14 protein-coding genes are annotated in these 20,952 nt (G+C 46.3%); 8 read left to right on the top strand and 6 right to left on the bottom strand.

Features of this window, described 5'->3' with window-relative positions; translation table 11 throughout:
- Positions 1 to 17 precede the first annotated feature (17 nt).
- Both JZ784_RS06975 and JZ784_RS06980 read left to right on the top strand, forming a co-directional pair.
- Positions 18 to 2,315, top strand: a complete 2,298-nt coding sequence (locus tag JZ784_RS06975; RefSeq protein WP_346314349.1) for a DUF6160 family protein — start codon at positions 18 to 20, stop codon at positions 2,313 to 2,315.
- Between the two features lie 31 nt (positions 2,316 to 2,346).
- Positions 2,347 to 3,747 carry a hypothetical protein gene (locus JZ784_RS06980; RefSeq protein ID WP_005008047.1) on the top strand — a complete coding sequence of 467 codons (1,401 nt, stop codon included), beginning with the start codon at positions 2,347 to 2,349 and terminating at the stop codon, positions 3,745 to 3,747.
- 64 nt (positions 3,748 to 3,811) lie between these two features.
- Here the strand turns inward: JZ784_RS06980 and JZ784_RS06985 are convergent, their stop codons facing one another.
- From JZ784_RS06985 to JZ784_RS07000, 4 genes are all read right to left on the bottom strand, one after another.
- On the bottom strand, positions 3,812 to 5,527 hold the full coding sequence (locus tag JZ784_RS06985; RefSeq protein ID WP_346314350.1) for a proline--tRNA ligase: 1,716 nt from the start codon (positions 5,525 to 5,527) through the stop codon (positions 3,812 to 3,814).
- A 117-nt stretch (positions 5,528 to 5,644) separates the two neighbouring features.
- Positions 5,645 to 8,749, bottom strand: a complete 3,105-nt coding sequence (locus JZ784_RS06990; protein ID WP_346314351.1) for an efflux RND transporter permease subunit — start codon at positions 8,747 to 8,749, stop codon at positions 5,645 to 5,647.
- 23 nt (positions 8,750 to 8,772) lie between these two features.
- The gene (locus JZ784_RS06995; RefSeq protein ID WP_346314352.1) at positions 8,773 to 9,900 is read right to left on the bottom strand and encodes an efflux RND transporter periplasmic adaptor subunit; all 1,128 of its coding nucleotides are present in this window, start codon (positions 9,898 to 9,900) and stop codon (positions 8,773 to 8,775) included.
- Positions 9,901 to 9,949: 49 nt separating this feature from the next.
- Positions 9,950 to 10,597: a hypothetical protein gene (locus JZ784_RS07000; protein WP_005008056.1), complete on the bottom strand. Its 648-nt coding sequence runs from the start codon at positions 10,595 to 10,597 to the stop codon at positions 9,950 to 9,952.
- 280 nt (positions 10,598 to 10,877) lie between these two features.
- Between JZ784_RS07000 and pilG the strand changes: the two genes are divergently transcribed.
- The 6 genes from pilG (at position 10,878) to JZ784_RS07030 (ending at position 19,392) form a co-directional block, all read left to right on the top strand.
- Positions 10,878 to 11,261, top strand: a complete 384-nt coding sequence (gene pilG, locus JZ784_RS07005; protein WP_005008057.1) for a twitching motility response regulator PilG — start codon at positions 10,878 to 10,880, stop codon at positions 11,259 to 11,261.
- Positions 11,262 to 11,288: 27 nt separating this feature from the next.
- A complete protein-coding gene (locus JZ784_RS07010; protein WP_005008058.1) occupies positions 11,289 to 11,657 on the top strand; it encodes a response regulator in 369 nt (122 codons plus the stop codon).
- A 6-nt stretch (positions 11,658 to 11,663) separates the two neighbouring features.
- Complete coding sequence (locus tag JZ784_RS07015; protein ID WP_219189985.1) at positions 11,664 to 12,200, top strand: chemotaxis protein CheW; 537 nt, start codon at positions 11,664 to 11,666, stop codon at positions 12,198 to 12,200.
- Between the two features lie 43 nt (positions 12,201 to 12,243).
- Positions 12,244 to 14,316 carry a methyl-accepting chemotaxis protein gene (locus JZ784_RS07020; RefSeq protein WP_346314353.1) on the top strand — a complete coding sequence of 691 codons (2,073 nt, stop codon included), beginning with the start codon at positions 12,244 to 12,246 and terminating at the stop codon, positions 14,314 to 14,316.
- Between the two features lie 168 nt (positions 14,317 to 14,484).
- Complete coding sequence (locus JZ784_RS07025; protein ID WP_346314354.1) at positions 14,485 to 18,942, top strand: Hpt domain-containing protein; 4,458 nt, start codon at positions 14,485 to 14,487, stop codon at positions 18,940 to 18,942.
- Positions 18,943 to 18,945: 3 nt separating this feature from the next.
- Positions 18,946 to 19,392: a hypothetical protein gene (locus JZ784_RS07030; RefSeq protein ID WP_346314355.1), complete on the top strand. Its 447-nt coding sequence runs from the start codon at positions 18,946 to 18,948 to the stop codon at positions 19,390 to 19,392.
- A 66-nt stretch (positions 19,393 to 19,458) separates the two neighbouring features.
- Here JZ784_RS07030 and dapE read toward each other — a convergent pair whose 3' ends face one another.
- Positions 19,459 to 20,595 (bottom strand): succinyl-diaminopimelate desuccinylase, encoded by a 1,137-nt coding sequence (gene dapE, locus JZ784_RS07035; RefSeq protein ID WP_346314356.1) that lies wholly within the window; start codon positions 20,593 to 20,595, stop codon positions 19,459 to 19,461.
- Between the two features lie 115 nt (positions 20,596 to 20,710).
- The gene (locus JZ784_RS07040; protein WP_099048129.1) at positions 20,711 to 20,854 is read right to left on the bottom strand and encodes an entericidin A/B family lipoprotein; all 144 of its coding nucleotides are present in this window, start codon (positions 20,852 to 20,854) and stop codon (positions 20,711 to 20,713) included.
- Between the last annotated feature and the right edge of the window lie 98 nt (positions 20,855 to 20,952).

The following is a 20,952-nucleotide window of genomic DNA, read 5'->3' on the forward strand; positions in this document are numbered from 1 at the left end:
AAAACAAGGATGTTGAGATGAGAAAAATAACCAAATTAAAACTTCTTACAGTCTGTATTTTAGCGGCGCAGCATGCGAATGCTTTTGAACAGCTGTCGGATGAGAACCTAAGCTCCGTTCGTGGGCAAGATGGTATTTCAATTTCCCAAGAAGTTTCCAAGGTCACCATTAACCAAGCGAACTGGGTAGATCAAACGGCCAATGGAAACATGAAGCTGGGTCTGCATAATGTGACCATCCAGGGAGAGAATAATCAAAATATCATCAGCAAGCTGAATTTGGATGTCGGTACAACGCCAAACGGTGCAGGTGTGCATTTAAATGCGAGCATTTCGCCTTTTCAGGCAACAATTGCAAATTTAATGCTGATTTGCAGCAATGCGGCATGTAAAACTGCCCAGCAGAGTTTAGGCTCGCTCAATATTTCGACTTCGTCTCCTTTGGTTTTTAATTTAATCACCTCGAATGGATTATTTAACCGCAATGCTTTAGCGCATATGGATTTAGAGATCAAGAATGCCGATATTAGTTATGGACTAAATAGCAAGTATCTGACTTTAAATGATTTTAACTTCAATATTTCCGCAGACGGGTATCTGTATATTGACCGTGATGAAGGCATTGTCCTGACCACGAAAGCAGCGGATGGAACAGACCATATCGTGAATCTCGGGCGGGTTGCGGACAACTCTTATGCTTCAGGGCGCGCGAATGCCACCAATCCAGGGGTGAATATTGATTTGCGTTATGGTTCGGACCTGCAAAATCAAAAGAATGTGATCCGCTTAGGCGCTTCCGGCGCCTTAACAAAAGGGCGGATTCAAATTAATGCGAATCAGGCGGGCTTGGCGGCATTTAATACCGTCAATCATAGCGCCGGCAGCAGCATGATTGAGCAGGCTACGACGGCACAGGGGTATGAAACAGATAAAGGCGGTTTGCATTTAGGGATGTCGGCGGAATTTACGCGGGCTAAAAATTCATTATTATCCAGTACGCAAGCGCCGACGACGTTTGAGTTGGGCCATACTGGGCGCGGCAGTTATGCAATTGAGTTCTCAAATCTGTCTCCGCTCGTAGTGCCGTCTGCCAGTGATGAAGCAGGCAATACGCATAATGCATATATTGATTTTGGCGATATTTATATTAATGCTTTACAGGCAAAAACGCTCAATTTCATTATCAATGACAATATTCAAAAAACGCTGGGCGCAAGTTCGCCGATATTCAATTATTACTTAGATCCGCAAACGAACAGCAGCCTGTCTCAGGAAAGGGATGTGGCATTTATTGCTGTCCGCGGCATGGATTTTCAGGCGATTGCGCGTACAGCAAAGTTTATCTCAGATAATTCTCAAGCTGAATTGGGTCAAAGCAGTGCAACGTGGGGGCTTGGCATCCCTATTTTTAATTTGAATGCAAACCTCGCTTTATTTTCAAAAACCTATAGTTATGGCGATGCGACTGTAAAGCAGGGTTTGGGATATAACCTGGTCTTTAGTACAGAAGGCTATGGAATTGATAAGAAGACCAATGCGCCAAGCACGACCTCAATTATTATTGTCGATGGCGCAAAAGGTGTACATGGTGTAGAGCGGAACTATTATGCAGGTTTGCGCAATATCGATGCATTTATGAAAGCCGATGGCGTGATTGGTTTTGAAGATGACGGCATCTATGTAAAAGCGGATAATTTATTATTCGCGGCCAAAGCAGAGGTTGCCATTGGACAGCTTCCTGGTTCTGTTTATAACTGTGCTGGCGTGAGCGCCGTGACGAATTGCGGGACTTTAGTTCCAGCGGACAACTTTTCTAAAAAGGATGATGTGCTTTCATCTATCGCATTTAAAATAGACGGCAAAGGCGAGTTGTTTATTATTCCGGGAATGGATGCCGCAAATAGCACACCCGATACCAACTTTTTATCGTTTAAAGCCAATTTTGCTTTTAATGATTTAGATTCGGCCACAGCCGCAAATCAAACCGCACTGGGCAGCTATATCAGTGTTATGAATGAAGATGTTAAAAGTGACGGCAGTGTTGTCGCGTCCAGCGTTAACTTGAATAAATTGCAGGGTAATTTAGGCCTGGACGCTAGGCTTTATGTGAAGTCGGATCAAGTTGTCTTAGATAATCAAATCCAATTTAACTATCCCTCTCAAAAACTGACCTCTGCACAAATTCAGGCGGGTCAGTATGGCAGCGCTTTCCGTGCCGAAATCGCTTTAGCGCCTTCAGGAACCATTCAAAAAATTGCAGATATCGTCATTCCTGGCGGAAATATGCGCAGTACTTTAGGAATAACTCCCCGATAAATTAAATAATCATTATAGACAGGGAAAGATAATGAAAAAAACGATTTTAGGAAGCATCATTGCATCAACATTCAGTCTGTCGACGATGACCTATGCAATGACCAGTTTAGATGATGCAGCGCTCTCAAATGTGACAGGTCAGGCCTTATTTTCATTGTCTAAAGTTTCTGATTCCAGCCAAGGGCTTGATTTCTTTAAATTAGGATTTGATGCAGAACTGTCGCTGAATACGAATATCAAATCATTGCAATTAGGCTGCGGCGGTGATAATGGCAATGGAGGCTGTGATATTGATATTTCACAGCTTTCTTTCGGCTGTGTTACAAATGCTTCTGGAACCTGCATCACTTTGACTGGCGCCGCTGGCCAGCCAACGGGAACCGATAATAATAATGCGGTATCGAATCAAGCCGCTTTAAAAGATTTTGTATTAACCAATCCGTTTTATCAGTTTGCAATTAAAGGCGGAAGCCAGGCATCTACACGGCAAATCGTCGGGGTCCGTGTCGGTGCTGAAAAAGCTGAAGGTCCAATGAGCATTGGCTCAATGAATAGTTTCAGCGGTTATTTAACGGGTAAAACCAATCTGAATATTTTGGCCCAGACGAATATTGCGGTGACCTGTAAGGCGGGGACTGCTGGCTGCAGTACGGATAATCAGTCTAAGTACTCTACAGATTTTGTTGGAAACTATGGATTATGGCCTTTTAATGATTATAAGCAGCAATATGCCGCTGATGGTTATTTAGGTGTAAATGATGAAGAAATTGTTAATTTAGGCCTTATTGCAGTGCGATATAGAGATTTAACGGTAAATACGGCAGCCGCTTCAAAATCAGCGAATGTGACTGCGAATGGTACCCGTTTGACCCAAGTAAAGATTCTAAACTTAGGTTTGGGAGACATTGTCAACGAAGTCGTTGAAGGATTGGCAATCAATCAGTTATGTGCTGGGGACCCAGGAGGCAGATGTAATGTATTGGGAACTGCTCAAGTCGCTGGAACACTAATGCCGCTGTTAAAAACAGGCATTAAAAATTATATGAAGCAGCAAACGCTGATAGGCTTAGGGCAGGCTGTTCCAACAAAGGGTGCACTTGAAACTGCTGATAACTATGGTACAAAATTAACGACATTGCTGAATAATTATCAGCTTCCTTATAATCTAAATAATGTACATCAACTGGATGTAAATTCAGATAAATTTGGCATTGCTTTAACATCGCTGGCAAGCATTCAGTATCCGGGGTATGACTCTGCTGTTGGCAAAGGCTGGTCGATGTATTTGCAAGATGCGTTTACGTTAAATATTACGGATTCATTGACGAATTTGATGTCAAATATGGTTCAAAACGGCAATGCCGCTGCCGGTAATATTACAACGCTTGCGCCTGCATACCGCAATTGTTTTGGCTCTTCACGTTTCTGCTGATGACGCTGTTTGGCCAGTCATAAAAAATCCCGCATCAAGCGGGATTTTTAATATCAGCTAAAATTTATTTTGCAATTTTAGCCCATAATTCTTCTTTAGACAGATTCACAGACTCCGCATCGCGGCGCCCTTTATATTCAAACGTTCCTGCATCTAAACCTTTTTCACCAATGACGATACGGTGCGGAATGCCGGTTAATTCAAGGTCAGAGAATTTAACCCCTGGGCGCTCATTGCGGTCATCCAGCAAGACGTCATAGCCGGCAGCAGACAGTTCTGCATACAGCGCTTCCGCTGCTTCCAGCGTTTTTGGTGATTTATGCGCATTCATCGGCACAATGGCAACTTCAAACGGCGCAATGTTTGCAGGCCAGATAATGCCTTTTTCATCAAAGTTCTGTTCGATGGCAGACGCGACAACGCGTGTTACGCCAATGCCGTAACAGCCCATAGTCACGACCATTGGCTTGCCGTCTTCACCGAGTACTTTGCAGCCTAAAGCTTCAGAGTATTTTTTGCCCAGCTGGAAAATATGGCCAACTTCAATGCCGCGTTTAATCTGCAAGGTGCCTTTGCCATCTGGAGATGGATCGCCTTCAACAACATTGCGCAAGTCAAAGACTTCTGTGAATTTGGCATCGCGTTCCCAGTTTACGCCGACAGCATGCTTATCAACTTCATTCGCGCCAGCGACAAAGTCAGAAAGCACAGATGCTGCGCGGTCAGCAATCACCGTAATGCCTTTTTCAGCAAGGCCCTGCGGACCGCAGAAGCCGGCAGTTAGGCCAAGTTCAGCCAATTGCGCTTCAGTTGCAAAAGCAAGCGGCGCTGCAATCAACGGGTGTTTTTCAGCTTTAATTTCATTCAGCTGATGGTCGCCGCGCAGGAACAGCGCAACGATAGGCGCTGTTTTGCCTTCTTCAGCCACGCCTTGCACAAGCAGCGCTTTAACGGATTGAGCAGGATCTGTTTTTAAGAAAGCGGAGACATCTTCAATCGTTTTTTGATTTGGCGTGTCTACAATTTCTAAGGCTTTGGCAGGAGCCGCGCGTTCACCGGTTAAAACAGCTTCAGCCATTTCTACGTTGGCTGCATAATCTGATTCGGTAGAGAAGGCAATGTCATCTTCACCGCTGGAAGCCAATACGTGGAATTCGTGAGAGCCTGAACCGCCAATCGAACCTGTGTCGGCTTGCACTGGGCGGAAGTTGAGGCCAAGGCGCGTGAAGATTTTGCAATATGCTTCGTACATATTGTCATAGGTTTCTTGCAGTGATGCTTGATCGGCATGGAACGAATAGGCATCTTTCATGATGAATTCGCGTGAACGCATTACCCCAAAGCGCGGACGGATTTCGTCACGGAATTTCGTCTGCACCTGATAGAAATTGGCTGGCAATTGCTTATAGCTTTTCAGTTCATTGCGCGCAAGGTCAGTGATGACTTCTTCATGCGTCGGCCCAAGTACAAAATCGTTGGCATGGCGGTCTTTAAAACGCAAAAGTTCAGGGCCATACTGGACATAGCGGCCGGATTCTTCCCATAGAGACGCTGGCTGCGTTACAGGCATCAGCACTTGCAGTGAGCCTGCACGGTCCATTTCTTCACGGACAATCGCTTCAACTTTATTTAATACGCGAACGCCCATCGGCAGCCAAGTGTATAAACCTGAAGCCAATTTACGAATCATCCCTGCACGAAGCATCAGCTGATGTGAAATAACTTCAGCATCGTTCGGGGTTTCTCTCAACGTTGCAAATAAAAAGCGACTCGCGCGCATGGAAACTGTCCTAAAAAATTAAGCGTTAAAGCAGAGATTATACAATAAAAAATGAGATGAGCATTTCTCAATGTCATCTCATTGGCATTTAATCGCAGGAATTCATCTAAGCGGAAATCAAGAGGTGAATTTTTTGACCTGACGCATCATGAAATTCTTTAAATCATCCAAATAGGTGAAAATCACGGGAACCACCACCAGCGTCAGCAGGGTAGAGGTAATCACCCCGCCAATCACGGCATGCGCCATCGGCGCACTTTGCTCACCGCCTTCACCCAAGCCCAGCGCTAAAGGCACCATGCCCATCACCATGGCGCTTGTGGTCATGAGGATAGGCCGCAAACGGGTCTTGCCTGCGGCAATGATTGAATCATACCTTGAATTACCTTTATCCATGGATTTTTTGATGAAATCGATCAGCAGAATCGCATTTTTCGTCACTAGGCCCATCAGCATAATAATGCCGATAATGGAAAATAAATTCAGGGTGGAGTTGAACAGGAACAGCGCAAGAAACACGCCAATTAAGGACAGCGGCAGTGAGGCCATAATGGCAGCAGGGTGAATAAAGCTGTTGAATTGCGAGCCGAGCACAATGTAAATAAACACAATGGACAGGGTGATGGCAGTCATGGCGTAGCCTGCTGATTCCGCCATGTCTTTATTGGCGCCTTGGGTTGCAAAATAATAGCCCGGCGGCAGGTCAAAGCTGTCCTCAATCTTTTTAATGTCTGCACCGATATCGCCGGCAGGACGGCCTGCAGTGTTGGCTTCGACCAATACTTCACGGGCAAGGTCACGGCGGTTAATCTGTGATGCCCCCAATGTTTCTTCAAAACTGGCGACAGATGCAAGCGGCACCAGAATTGGCAAGCCGGCTGCATCGGTTTTCTGCGAGGTGATGTACATGTTTTGCACATCGCTTGGCAGCCTGCGGCGGTCTTCATTCAGGCGCAGGTTGACATCATAAGTTTCACCCTTTTCATCTTTCCATGTGGTGATGTTGTCACCTGCAATCAGTGGGCGCACCACATTGGCGATCTGATTGACCGAAAGGCCCAAATCACTGGCTAAGACACGGCTGATGTGAACGCCTAAGGTCGATTTTGGCTCTTTCAGTGAGCTTTCTAAATCGACAATGCCTCTAACCTGCGATACTTGAGCCATAAAGCGGTCGGAAATCTTCTGCAGCTCATTCAGGTCAGGCCCTTTAATGGAAATCATGACCGGTTTTTGACCGCCGGATACCGTTTCATCCGCCGAGGCGACAGACGTGACCGTAATGCCGGCAACGGACTGCAGGCGGCTGCGGAATTCGTTATTTAAATCGGTTAAGCTTTGCTGGCGCTCCGTGCGCGGGGTGACAGCCACGCGGATGCTGATGTGGTTTTTGCCGCGGTCAGAAACGCTGTTGATGGCGCCGTAAGTGGCGCGGACTTCAGGATGCTGGCGGATAATTGAATCAACCTGTTTAAGCTTTGCTTGCGAGTACGCCAGCGTTGCATCAACGGGGGTTTCAAACTTGATGCGGATTTCGCTTTTGTCCGGTACGGGGACGAATTCTGTCCCAATCAGCTTAGAAAGTCCCAGCGCGCCAAACAGTGAGGCGACGGCAATTAAAACTGTGATCAGGCGGAAGCGCAAAGCCAGTTTCAGCAATTTTTCATAATGATGGCTCAAATTGTCTAATTTGTCGGAGATCCAATTCAGGAAGCGTTTAATCGCGCCTGGTTTTTTATCTGGATTCTTTTTTTCAGCCCAATGTGCGGACAGCATTGGGTCAAGCGTAAAGCTGACAAACATTGAAATCAGCACTGCGGTACTGACTGTGACGCCAAACTGATAGAAAAAACGCCCAATAATGCCGCCCATAAAGGCAACGGGAAGAAACACTGCAACAATGGTCAGTGTCGTGGCCAATACTGCGAGGCCAATTTCTTTGGTGCCGTCCAGCGCGGCGGTGACATGGTCTTTGCCCATGTCTGCATGCCGGACAATATTTTCACGCACCACAATGGCATCATCAATCAACAGGCCGATACTGAGGGAGAGCGCCAGCAGGGTCATCATGTTAATCGTAAAGCCGAAGGCCCAAATGAAGGTGAGGGTGCCCAGCAAGGCAATCGGCAAAGTCATGCCGGTAATGGCGGTAGAGCGGAAAGAGCCCAAGAACAAAAGCACAATCAGAATGGCTAAAACGGCGCCTTCGATAATAGTGCGGGCAACATCTTTAATGCTGCCGCGGATGCCTTTGGAGGAATCCACGACAATTTCAGCCGTTGTGCCTTTCGGCAGCTGGGCTTTAATTTCTTCCAGCGTTTTGCGGGTGTTGTCCGTGACTTCGATGACATTGGAGTCTGAGCTGCGCAAAATATCAATGGCTACCGCGGTTTTGCCGTTGAGGAATGCGCTGGATTCCATCTCCGCCTGACTGTCTTCAATACGGGCCACTTGCCGGAGGAAAATAGGGGCGCCATTTTTATTCGCCACCACTAAATCGCCAAAAGCCTGAGGGTGAATGACGAGGGACTTGATTTCAACCACCAATTCAGACGTTGGCTGCTTGAGCGTGCCGCCCGGCACTTCAATGTTTTCCGCCTTGAGGGTATTTAAGACTTGATCAATGCCCAGTCCAAAGCTTTGCAGCTTTTGCGGATCGACTTGAATGCGGATCTGGCGCTGCGCATCGCCTAGCAGGTTGACTGTGCCGACACCGGAAACGGTTCTTAGCTGGGGCACAATGCGCTGTTCCAAATAAGAGCTTAAATCACGCAAGTCCATATTTTTTGATTCAAATACAATGGACATCACCGCGCTGGCTGTTGGGTCGTAGCGCTCAACAATCGGATCATCAATTTCATCGCGGAACTGCGCGCTGACAGGCGAAATTTTATCGCGGATATCCTGCGCAGCGACGGATGAAGGCACATCTAAGTTGAATTCAGCAATAATGGTTGACAGGCCTTCACTGGACTGTGAAATCACCTGTTTAAGGCCGGAAATGGTATTGATCTGATCTTCCATTTTTTTGGTAATTTCAGATTCAACGGATTCAGGCGATGCGCCAGGATAATTGGTATAAATCACCACGAACGGGAAATCGACATCTGGAAATTCTTCAACGCCCATGCGCTGCCAAGAGGCCAAGCCAAGCACCATCAGGCAGAACATCATCATAATGGTGAAAACGGGGTACTTGACGCTAATTCGGGTAAACCACATAACAGCTATCCTGCTTTTTTTATTTATTCTTTGTTGACGCTGACTTCTTTGTGAATATCATCTTCTGAAAATTTAACGCGGCTGATTAAATCGCTGCTTTCAAGGCCGCTGACCACAGCGGTATTAGTGCTGTAGCGCTGCTCTAACACGGTGACATTCAAGCGGGCGATTTTATGCTGGCGCACTGCCCAAACATAGGGTTTGGCTTGAATGTCATGCACCGTATCCAGCGGAATCAGCTGTCCTGAAACCTGATTTGAGCCTAAAATAGAGCCTTCAACAAAAGCGCCGATACTGCGCGAATTGATGCGTTCAGATGGCTCTGCAAAAAAATCAATTTGGCGGCTGGCTTGATCTGCAATCGGCGAAATGCGGGATAATGTTGCGGTCAGCTTATTCGGGTTGCCTTGAATGCTGTATTCAATGGCCTGTCCAATTTTTAATGCAGACTGCATATCGCTCGGCAGCTGCGCTTGTATTTCCAAATGGCTGGGATCGACAATTTCAAACAGGGTTGCGCCTGCAGCAACCGTTTGCCCCGGTTCAACCTGACGCTTAGTGATGACTCCGCTGATAGGGCTGTAAATAGTGCCATCCTGATCCGCTTTGCGGGCTATATCCACATTTGACTGCTGAGCATTGACATTTTCCAGCTGCGCCTGATAGTCGACTTTGCTTTGTTCAAAATCCACTTTAGAAATAAATCCCTGATTCAATAAGCGCTGTTTGCGCTGCATCATCAGTTTGGCCTGATTGGCCTGCGCTTGAGCCGAAGCGAGATTGGCTTTGGCTTGCGCCAAGCGGGCCGCATTGTCCTGATTGTTTAAACGGATAAGCACCTGACCCTTGACGACAGACTGTCCGATTTGCGCATTGACAGCGGCTGCGGTTGCGGTGACTTGCGCTTGAATGCTGCTTTGGTTGACTGCGCGGACGGTGCCGGTAAAATCAGTTCTGCTGACGGATGCGCCATGCTGTACCGCAACCAGATCCTGCTGAATGAGTTCAATGGTTTTTACACTTTCAGCGGGCTGCGCTGTTTCATTTTTTTGGCATGCGCTGAGCGCTATGCTCAGGCAAAGAACGCCGGATTTTAAAAAATGGGTAGTGCGGTTCCCATTAAAAAAAGTAAAGTGCTGTGCTGATCGCATGATCGTCCTTTTTATTCAGCTGTGAACCGCTGCAATCGAATAAATAAAACTATTCCATTGCTTTTAAACGTGAAATAATTCTGTCGTATTCCGCTGCTGTATTTCGATAGCTTGTTTGTAAAGATTGAATGTATTCTTTTTTTATTACGATATTTTTTTGATTATTCGTAAGCATCGTTTTTAACTGCGCAGGCACAGTTTCGCCTTTGCGGAAATGTTCACGCTCTTGACGGACGAATACAATACGGTCATTTTGCAGCTGTTTCAATTGTTCCTGCTGAAAAACCAGCTGCTTGTTGATTTGGGTCAGCGCGTCTTTTTTCTTCAGCAGCGCTGTGCTGCTGTTTCCATAGGCCCGTTTGAGCTTGCTGTCATTCGCTATTTGCTGGGCCTGGGCTGCGCGCTGAGGCGCTTGCTTAATGTCTGCTTCTGCATTATAAGGCTTATTGCGCTTAATCACCTGCATATTCTGATCAAGCGCTTCGTAGCCGTAGCGGATATGGTTGGGAGTCACGCTGGTGCTGATATTGGCCACACCTTTGCTGTCATAGTAGCGGTACCAGGCGCTTTTAGGCTGCTGGGAAGCTGGAGCCGCGGCAAAGGCCATCTTTGACAATAGACAAGCAATAAAAATAATTTTTTTAGACATGCTTTGATCTTCAATGAAAGTAAGTTTTTTTCTAAACTGACTCAGCATTGGACTCCCCAGTTTAAAGTTGACTAAATTACTTATTTTAAAGTAATAAAAATGTTATATTAGTCCTAAAAGATAGAATTAAAAACCATTCCCAGACAAAAAAAAATCGTTGGTCATTAGGAAGTGTGAAACGGTTGTTGTTATTATTGTTTAATGTGCGGTCGAGCAGAAAATGCTCATTGAAAAAGCAAGTAAATATATGTTAAAAATGTTAATAACTTGTAAAAATATAGCTGCTCACAAAATTTGTTTGTACATCTAAAAATGGTAGGGTCATTAAATGGACGATAAATTCCAAAATCTAAAAGTCATGGTGATTGATGATTCAAAAACCATCCGTCGTACAGCAGAAACACTGCTTCAGCGTGAAGGATGTGAAGTGGTCACAGCAGTAGATGGTTTCGAAGCGCTGTCTAAAATTGCTGAAGCAAATCCAGATATTGTTTTTGTTGATATCATGATGCCGCGCCTGGACGGTTATCAAACTTGCGCGCTCATCAAAAATTCACAAAATTATCAAAATATTCCAGTCGTCATGCTTTCAAGTAAAGACGGCTTGTTTGACCAGGCGAAGGGGCGTGTCGTAGGTTCGGACGAATATTTAACCAAGCCATTCAGCAAAGATGAATTGCTGAATGCTATCCGTAATCACGTAACTGTTTAATAAAGATTTATTTTTTGGGGTAATGGAATGGCGCGTATTTTAATCGTGGACGATTCACCGACAGAAACTTTCCGTTTCAAAGAGATTTTAGGGAAGCATGGTTTTGAAGTGATTGAGGCTTCAAACGGTGCGGACGGTGTGACCATGGCGCAAGCTGAATTGCCGGATTTAGTTTTGATGGATGTGGTAATGCCAGGTGTGAACGGCTTTCAGGCGACTCGTCAGATTGCACGCGGCGCAACCACTAAGCACATTCCTATTGTCATTGTCAGCACCAAGGATCAGGCCACTGACCGCGTTTGGGGCAAGCGTCAAGGCGCAGCTGACTATTTGACTAAGCCTGTTGATGAAAAACAATTAATTGATGTGATTAAGCAACACCTCAATGCAGGATAAAGCTCTATGGCAGCAAATGGATTTATCGAATTACTTCGAATAGCAAAGCGTGGCAACAAAAACTACGTTTCTACCGAAAATGAAGTAAACCGATGGTCAGGCATTGCTTTTGAGATGATGGGGCAATATTTTGTTGCTCCTTTGGGTGAAGTATCTGAAGTAATCTATCCGCCAAAATGCACCCCAGTGCCGAATACGCAGTCTTGGGTGCAGGGGTTGGCGAATATTCGGGGCCGTTTACTGTCAGTGTCTGATTTAGCGCACTACATTTCGGGCCATCGGAGCAGTTACTCGCCGACTCAAAAAGTACTGTGCATCACTCATAATGACCATTATGTCGGTTTAGTCGTGGATCAGGTTTTGGGGATTCAGCATTTCAATAAGAAAAGTTACTTTTCTGCGGGCACTGAGTTAGACAGCAATTTAACAGAATATTGCAAAGGATATTTTCACCAGCATAACCAGCAGTGGCATGTCTTCTTATTCAGCAGCTTGATGCAAAATCCTAAATATATGAACGCATCAATAAAATTTATAAATTAATTGTCGCACCTAAACATCTAGGTCGAAAACGGGGAGAGGCTGCATGGGCTTTAAACTTAAGAAGAAAAATACGGGCGAAAGCACTGGCCGTAAAAGCGGTAATGCTTTATTAGCCAAGTTTCAATCACAAACAGAGCAGTTATCGCGCGTATTTGGTGATAGTGAAAAGTCTAAGCCTTTAATCTTGGGCGCAGCCTTCTGTTTATTTGTGGCAATTTTCTTGCTGCTGTATCTTTTTTACAGTGTTCCTCGTAATAATGAGTTGACGCGAAGCCTGGGTGAATTGCGCCTATTGTCGCAAACCATTTCGCGTCAAGCGACGGAAGCGACGGCATCAGGCACGCCGGAATCAATCAAAAAGCTGACCGAATCTCAAGCCGCTTTCGCAGCCAACTTAGAGACGGTGAAAGATACGCATCCAGCAACGCAAGCATTGAAAACGGTTGAAACACAGTGGCAGAAAGTTTCTGACAGCATTACGCTGATTTCTTCACAACAGAAAATCATTAACAAATTGTATGACACGAACATTGCCATTGGTGAAACCATCCCTGGTATTCAGGCTGAATACAACCTGATGGTTGACCAAATGGCGCGTCAAAATATGCCGTCCAACCAGGTAGTGATTGCGAAAAACCAAGTATTCATTGCGGAACGTATTCTCCGTTCAATCAGTTCAGTATTAACGGGCAGTGAAAGTTCGCGTGAATCTGCGGATGACTTCAGTGCCGACACCGAAACATTCGGGTCATACTTGAATGCACAGCTGAACGGCAGCGCGGAACTGGGTGTAGAGCGCATTTCGGATGAGTCTTTGCGTGAGTCTTTAGCGGGCATTAAAGCAGAGTATGATGATGTACTGAAATCCGCTGCAGCAACCATTCTTAAAAACTCAACACAAATTGTAAAAGTGCGTCAGGCTTCTGCTTCTATTTTTGCTCAGTCTGATGAACTGTTGACAAGCTTAAATAAACTGTCAAGCGGTTCTAACCTGGAAATTGCGATTCCTGCACTGTTCCTGCTACTGTGCTTAGTCGGCTTCTTAATTTGTGTATTCCGCCTGCTGGCTTTACGTGGCCAATCAGATAAACAGCGTGTAAGCCGCTTACAGGAAGAATACGACCGTAACCAGAATGCGATTTTGCGTTTACTGGATGAGATCGCGGACTTGGCGGACGGTGACTTGCGTTCATATGCAACGGTATCTGAAGACTTCACGGGCGCTATCGCCGACTCGATTAACTTCGCAATTGACCAGTTGCGTGACCTTGTATCGCGTATTACAGAAACTTCTCAAGAAGTTGCGCAGTATACGGCGAATACGCAGGGCATCACCAACCAGCTGGCTGAAGCATCAGAACATCAGGCGCAAGAGATTGCGGGAGCATCTGCGGCGATTAACGAAATGGCAATGTCTATTGACCAGGTATCTGCCAACGCCGATGAGTCTGCTGTGGTAGCAGAACGTTCAGTACAAATTGCTGCCAATGGCGCGCAAGTTGTAAACCGCTCAATTGAGGGGATGGACACGATTCGTGAACAGATCCAGGAAACTTCAAAACGTATTAAGCGTTTGGGTGAATCTTCGCAAGAGATTGGTAACATTGTTGCCCTGATTAACGATATTGCCGACCAAACGAACATTTTGGCATTGAACGCTGCGATTCAGGCGTCTATGGCGGGTGAAGCAGGCCGCGGTTTCGCCGTGGTAGCGGATGAAGTACAGCGTCTGGCTGAGCGTTCAGCATCGGCAACCAAACAGATTGAAGGCTTGGTAAAAACCATTCAGACCGATACCAACGAAGCGGTTATTTCCATGGAGCAGACCACTTCTGAGGTTGTCCGCGGTGCAAACTTATCTAAGGATGCCGGTGTTGCACTGGATGAAATTCAGAACGTATCTGGCAACTTGGCAAAACTGATTGCGAACATTTCCGATGCTGCAAAACTTCAGTCTGCTTCTGCGGGCCATATTGCGACAACGATGAATGTTGTACAGGAAATTACATCTCAAACCACAACTGCAACCTTTGATACTGCACGTTCGGTATCTGAATTGGCGAACATGGCCGAATCATTACGTGAATCTGTATCTGACTTTAAACTTCCAGACTAAGTCAGAAGGCTTTGGGGAAATGCGCCTTGCTTAAGGGTGAGGCGCATTACGAAACACAGATAAAGCATCGTCAAGATGAACTCAGCGAAAACAAGTTGAGTCACGCGTGATGGTTACAATTAAGTTTGAGCACCCTGCTTGGTGGCAAAAACGTAAGAAGCCTTAGCTATGAAAGAAATATTAAAAAATTTAGTAGAAACGACTACGCTTCCGGAAGACAGCTATCTAGATCAAGATGCAGAAATTTTAGAAATTTTTGTTGAAGAAATAGAAGAAATCTTTGCTGAATTAAATTCTTTATTTACTGGTTGGCTAGAAGAACCGAACAATCCAGAAACGCTGACTACGATTCGCCGCCATTTCCATACTTTAAAAGGTTCTGGACGCATGGTGGGCGCTAAATCTGCCGGTGAAACTGCATGGGTTGTGGAAGATACGCTTAACCGTGTCCTTTCAGGCACAGTTGTGCTGACGCCCGTCATCCAGAAATTTGCTCAAACAGTTTTAAATGTTTATCAGTATAAGTTGTATCCGCGGTTTAAAACGGTAGAAGAGCTGGATATTGACTTGCGCCCTTTGGTTTTATTGGGCCAGCAGCTGCAGCAGGGACTCAGCCCCGAGCCGGCGCTGCAAGAATTATTAAGCCTGGCCGATACTTTAAATGCTCCAAGCGTGTTGACCGGCCTGGAACTGGCTGATGCGGCTGAAAATGCGGAAGCAGGAGCAGTCTCTGCTGCTGAAAGTGAAGACCACTATATTGAAGAAACAGTTTCGATCTTTATTGAAGAAGCTGAAGAGCATTTGCATACCATTGATCAGTTCCTGAAAACAGAAAATGAGCAAACTCAGGATTATAATGGCCTGATCCGCGCCTTGCATACCCTGCGCGGCAGCTCATCAATGGCGCAAATTGATCAGATTTTTGAAGCCAGCACAAAAGTTGAAAACCTGTTTAAAACCTTGCTGCAGGAAGACATAGTCTCTACCTCAAAAGAAAGCGCATTGCTGATTCAGTACGCTGAATTTGTCCGTGACTATCTGCTGACTATGCGTCAAGGCTCCAGCAGCCAGCTGGATGCGATCTATGAAACATTCAGCACAGCATGGAATGATTACGGTTTTGCCGCTGAAGACGTCAGTGCAGATATTAACCCGCAAGGCCTAGTGTCTAAGCTGATCGAATTGAATATTGATCAGCTGCTGGATGCAGAGTTTGAATTTGACAGCCGCGCTAAAGCAGAATTTCCAGAATATCTGACTGTGTTGAGTTCACAGGCGAAATTGCTGCTGGATCACACGGATAACCGCGCTTCTGCAGGAATCCATGCATTCACTGCAGAATTGAAGCAGGGCTATGATGTGCTGGTCGAGAAGCCAGAGCTGATGAACCTCAACTATGCGTATGAACTGTTTGCGCAAGCGCATCAAGAGTTTATTCATTTGTTCGATACCTTGGCTGCAGGTCAGCGTGTGGTTTTGAATGCTGAAGCGCAAAAATTGCTCAGTGAGCTGTCTGCTTTTGTTCAGCAGGATGTAGAGCAGGCTGCTGTTCATGCACAGCCAAAAGAAGCGCAGACTCCGTTAGAAGCAGCTGTTCCGGCTGGTGTGGACTATGCGCAGTTAAGTCAGCGGATTGCCGCGGAGCGCGCTCAGCTTCAATCTGCTGAGGCAAATAAAGACTTTGATGAAGACTTGCTGGCTATCTTCCTGGAAGAAGCGGATGAACTGCTGTCGGGTATTGATGATGATTTAAGCACTTGGGCAAAAGATCAAAGCAATATTGGCGCCCTGAACAACTTGATGCGTTATTTGCACACCTTGAAAGGCGGTGCAAATATGATTTCAGCCACGCATATCGGCTTAATTGCACATGAGCTGGAATTTGTTTATGAACGCATTATCCGCCAGCAAATTGCCATCAATCCAGCGCTGATTCAAATCATCCGCTTAGTTCAGGATGATGTTTCTGACCGTATCCAGACGATCCGTGATCAAAATATCGATTATCCTGCGCATGCGGTGATTGATATTGTTCAAAACATTCAGTCTCTGTCTGCAGGGCAAGCTGCCGCTGTTAAAGAAGAGGCCGCTGAGGAAGGCCAGGCGGCGGATCAAGCATATGCGGCGGAAGCTGTTGCGGAAGAGCCAGAACAGGTGTTTCCAGCTGCAGTTGAAACTGAAGGCAGCGCAGCGCCTGCAGAAGAAACAGCACCGGTCGAAATGCCGCAGCCTTTGATTGAGCAAAGCGCAGCTGCAGCGGGTGAGCGGGTTAGCTCGGATGAAGATCAAGCGCTGCGGACTGTTGTTGAGGAAACCTTCTTGGAAGAAGCTGAAGAAGTATTGGAAAATACAGAACAGCTGCTGGCAAAATGGTTTGAACAGCGCAGTGACCGCAGCATTTTGCTTCAACTGCAGCGTGCAGCCCACAGTATTAAAGGCGGCGCGCGTATGGTGGAGAATGAGCCTGTTGCGGCGATTTCTTACCAGCTGGAAACAACCTTTGAGCAATTTGCTGTACATCATTTCAGCTCTAATGTTTATGATGATTTGCTGCAAACGACTGTCAGCTGGTTAAAGCAGGCGATCTTCGAGAAAGACTACAGCAATTTTGACAGCATTAAATTCAGTCTGGATTCAATTGAATTTGTCAATGTAACAGCACAGCTGCCAAACAGCTTCACTCGGTCTGAGCAAAGCCCTGCGTCGCGCGGTTTTGAATTCATCCAAGGCGATGGCGCAGAGCCGCCATCGATGCAAGGTGAGTGGTCAGACACGCTTAAGTCAGACAACAGCAACGAGATGATCCGAATTTCGGCTGATCTGGTTGAGAAAATGATTGACTTGGCGGGCGAAAACTCAATCAACCGTTCGCGTATTGAGATGGATTTGGGACAGCTGGGCAATACCCTGAACGAGATGGAATTGGCCATCAAGCGTTTGGCGGACCAGCTGCGCCGAATGGAAGGCGAGCTGGAGTCGCAGATTATTGCGAAGCATGGCTCTGAAAATTCGCGCTATGCCGATTTTGACCCATTGGAAATGGACCAGTATTCATCGCTGAACCAGCTGTCTAAATCTCTGGCTGAATCTGCATCGGATTTGGTTGACTTTAAGAGTACGCTGTCTGAAAAAATCCGCGATACCGAAGGCTTGCTGCTTCAGCAATCACGCATTCAGGCTGAAATTCAAGAAAGCCTGATGCGCACCCGTCTGGTGCCGTTCTCGCGCATGCTGCCGCGTTTGCAGCGTATTGTGCGTCAAACTTCATCTACCTTGAACCGTCCTGCAGAATTGATTGTGCAGAATACCGAAGGTGAGCTGGACCGTACGATTTTAGAGCGCCTGGTGACGCCATTTGAACACATGCTCCGTAACGCGATCGACCATGGCTTGGAAGATACGGCTGACCGCATAGCGCTGAACAAGCCGGAAGTGGGCAACATTGTTTTAAACATCAGCCGTCAAGGCACCGATGTTCTGGTCACGTTCAGTGATGACGGCAAAGGCATTGATGAAGGGAAGATTAAAGCCAAAGCCTTAAGCCAAGGTTTGATCAAAGAAGATCAGCTCTTGGATAAGCAGGAAATTCTGCAGCTGATTTTCCATCCGGGCTTCAGTACCGCGCAGGCTGTTACGCAAATTTCCGGACGCGGGGTAGGTCTGGATGTTGTGCAAAGTGAAATTAAAGCGCTGGGCGGGCATGTAACGGTCGAGTCTGAATTGGGCAAAGGCACGTCCTTTACTATCCGTGTGCCGACCACCGTGGCGGTCAGTGATGCCTTGATGGTGAAAGCCGGTGATCAGCAGTTTGCGATTTCTCTGGCGCAAATTGACCGTATTGTGCGTATTGCGCCGTCAGCGCTGGAAGACTATTTCAGCAGCAAGGCAGATACCTTTAAAATTGACAATACGCATTACAAATTGCGCTATTTATCCGAGTTCGTTTCTAATTTGCCTACACCGCGTTTAGGCCAAATCGCGCACTCCTTGCCGGTGCTGCTGATTAAAGGCAACAGCGGCCAAACCATTGCGCTGCTGGTTGATCAGCTGATTGGCTCGCGTGCGCAAATTGTGGTTAAACCAATTGGCCAGCAGTTCTCTAATGTTGGCGTGATCGCAGGCGCCACGATTCTGGGTGATGGCCAAGTTTGCTTAATTTTGGACGGCCAGAGCATTGCGCGTCAGATTCAGGCGACACAGCGCGTTAAGCGCAGTAAAGATCAGCGTGATCTGTCACGCCACGGCAATGCGCGCCGCTTAGTCATGATTGTGGATGACTCGGTAACGGTGCGTAAGGTGACATCGCGCCTGCTGGAACGTCAAGGCTATGACATTGTGACGGCGAAAGATGGTGTGGACGCCATAGAACAGCTGGAAAATGTAAGACCAGACTTGATGCTGCTGGATATTGAAATGCCGCGCATGGATGGTTTTGAAGTGACGAACTTGGTTCGCCATCATGACATTCACCAAGACTTGCCGATTATCATGATTACCTCGCGTACTGGTGAAAAACACCGTGAGCGCGCGTTCAGCTTGGGTGTAACGCACTATATGGGCAAGCCATTCCAGGAAGCGGAACTGCTGGCCAATATTGAAAGTTTAATTGCAGAGAAACAGGAGTAATCAATGAGTCAGACTACTGTATCCAATGAGATTAGCCAGCAGGAGCTGCAGCATTTAATTACGGTTTCTACCGGATTTATTGATGCATATATCATTGATTGCCATGGCAAAGAGCCGATGCTGCTGCCGCAAAATATTGTCTTGTCAGCACTGGACAGTGAAACTCAGGTGCAAAGCGTGCAATGGCATGAATTGAATTTGCCGGTTTATGCGGTGAATGAGCCTGAACGTCTAAATGGCGTGGCGCTGGTCATTGAAGGTGAAGATGTCAGTCAGCGCTTTGCGCTGATGTGCAATGAAATGCCGAAATCAGTCCGTTTGCGTATTTCAGAAATTGTGGATGAAGATCATGTTATGACTGACCCGGCCATTTTCCAATATGTGCGCATGGGTGACCAGATCTATCACATACCGAATTTGACTCATATTCAGTCAGCTATTGGCTTGTAAGCTTGCAGAATATTAATCATAAAAAAAGGAACTCCGCGGAGTTCCTTTTTTTATGCATGGTTTTAATTAAGCCAATAAGCCTTCTAAAATTTGCTCATAAATTTCAGCCAAAGGCTCTAAATCATTCACATTCACATGTTCATTGATCTGATGAATGGTGGCGTTCAGAACGCCCAGCTCCAGCACTTGAGCGCCCGTCGGTGCAATAAAGCGCCCATCCGATGTGCCGCCGCTGGTGGAAAGCTCAGTTTCAACACCTGTAACATTCAGGATCGCTGTTTTCGCCGCATTCACCAGCTCACCGACTGGGGTCAAAAACGGCAAGCCAGACAGCGTCCATTCGATATCATAATCAACATTGTGGCGGTCTAAAATTTCCAGCGTGCGGGATTTGAGTTCTTCTGCAGTAACTTCGGTCGAGTAGCGGAAGTTAAACAGCGATGTCATTGTGCCCGGAACCACGTTGGTCGCGCCAGTGCCTGAATGAATATTTGAAATTTGGAAAGAGGTTGCCGGGAAGTACTCATTGCCGTTGTCCCAAACAGTTTCACACAATTCTGCAAGGGCTTTAGACGCCGAATGAATCGGATTCACCGCAAGATGCGGATACGCTACATGGCCTTGCTTGCCTTTTACCGTGAGTTTGGCATTTAAAGACCCGCGGCGGCCATTTTTAACAATATCGCCCAGCGTATTTGTGCTTGATGGTTCGCCGACTAAGCACCAGTCCATTTTTTCATTGCGGGCTTCCAGTGTTTCTACGACTTTCACAGTGCCGTTAATAGATGGGCCTTCTTCATCCGACGTAATTAAAAAAGCGATTGAGCCTTTATGATTTGGATGCTTTGCAGTGAAGCGTTCAGAAGCAACCACCATTGCTGCCAGCGCGGTTTTCATATCTGCGCTGCCGCGGCCATAAAGCTTGCCGTCGCGGATTTCAGGAAAAAAGGGGTTTGAATTCCAGTCTTCCAGACTGCCCGTCGGAACCACATCGGTATGCCCGGCAAAACAGAAAACAGGAGACTCCGCACCGCGGCGCGCCCACAAGTTATCAACGTCATCAAAACGCATATGTTCAATAGTGAAGCCTGCTTTTTCCAAGCGGTCCGCCATAATGGTTTGACAGGTGTGATCGACAGGAGTTACTGAAGGCTGACGCAGAAGCTCTAGGCTGAGATCGAGGGTCGCTGATGATGAAGTCATGCTGAATCTTAAAGTCTAAAATGTCGCAATATAATAGGCGAATCAGCAAAATAAGGGAAAAATTAAACGTAAAAAAACCTTATCAGCCGATAAGGTTTTTGATGGATAGGATAAATTACATTTTATTTTCGGTTTTTTCCGCGGTATTGGTGACTGCATCGCCCGCTTTCGATACATCTTTACCAAAACCTTTGAATGTGTTGCAGCCCGTTAAAGCAAAAGCCACGATCAGTGAAGCAGCAAGAATTTTTTTCATCATCATCTCCATAATTATGAATAATTAAATTATTCTGATGTGAGAGTTAGATTAAAAAATACACTGGTTAAACTGTATACAGTTTTTATAGTGCTTCGGTA

The organism is Acinetobacter sp. CWB-B33, assembly GCF_039655955.1.
GTDB classification, from domain to species: domain Bacteria; phylum Pseudomonadota; class Gammaproteobacteria; order Pseudomonadales; family Moraxellaceae; genus Acinetobacter; species Acinetobacter bouvetii.

What these genes read in the sequence shown, in the direction of transcription:
- JZ784_RS06975 (WP_346314349.1), top strand. Translation starts at nt 18, where the DNA reads ATGAGAAAAATAACCAAATTAAAACTTCTTACAGTCTGTATTTTAGCG.
- JZ784_RS06980 (WP_005008047.1), top strand. Translation starts at nt 2,347, where the DNA reads ATGAAAAAAACGATTTTAGGAAGCATCATTGCATCAACATTCAGTCTG.
- JZ784_RS06985 (WP_346314350.1), bottom strand. Translation starts at nt 5,527, where the DNA reads ATGCGCGCGAGTCGCTTTTTATTTGCAACGTTGAGAGAAACCCCGAAC.
- JZ784_RS06990 (WP_346314351.1), bottom strand. Translation starts at nt 8,749, where the DNA reads ATGTGGTTTACCCGAATTAGCGTCAAGTACCCCGTTTTCACCATTATG.
- JZ784_RS06995 (WP_346314352.1), bottom strand. Translation starts at nt 9,900, where the DNA reads ATGCGATCAGCACAGCACTTTACTTTTTTTAATGGGAACCGCACTACC.
- JZ784_RS07000 (WP_005008056.1), bottom strand. Translation starts at nt 10,597, where the DNA reads ATGCTGAGTCAGTTTAGAAAAAAACTTACTTTCATTGAAGATCAAAGC.
- pilG (WP_005008057.1), top strand. Translation starts at nt 10,878, where the DNA reads ATGGACGATAAATTCCAAAATCTAAAAGTCATGGTGATTGATGATTCA.
- JZ784_RS07010 (WP_005008058.1), top strand. Translation starts at nt 11,289, where the DNA reads ATGGCGCGTATTTTAATCGTGGACGATTCACCGACAGAAACTTTCCGT.
- JZ784_RS07015 (WP_219189985.1), top strand. Translation starts at nt 11,664, where the DNA reads ATGGCAGCAAATGGATTTATCGAATTACTTCGAATAGCAAAGCGTGGC.
- JZ784_RS07020 (WP_346314353.1), top strand. Translation starts at nt 12,244, where the DNA reads ATGGGCTTTAAACTTAAGAAGAAAAATACGGGCGAAAGCACTGGCCGT.
- JZ784_RS07025 (WP_346314354.1), top strand. Translation starts at nt 14,485, where the DNA reads ATGAAAGAAATATTAAAAAATTTAGTAGAAACGACTACGCTTCCGGAA.
- JZ784_RS07030 (WP_346314355.1), top strand. Translation starts at nt 18,946, where the DNA reads ATGAGTCAGACTACTGTATCCAATGAGATTAGCCAGCAGGAGCTGCAG.
- dapE (WP_346314356.1), bottom strand. Translation starts at nt 20,595, where the DNA reads ATGACTTCATCATCAGCGACCCTCGATCTCAGCCTAGAGCTTCTGCGT.
- JZ784_RS07040 (WP_099048129.1), bottom strand. Translation starts at nt 20,854, where the DNA reads ATGATGAAAAAAATTCTTGCTGCTTCACTGATCGTGGCTTTTGCTTTA.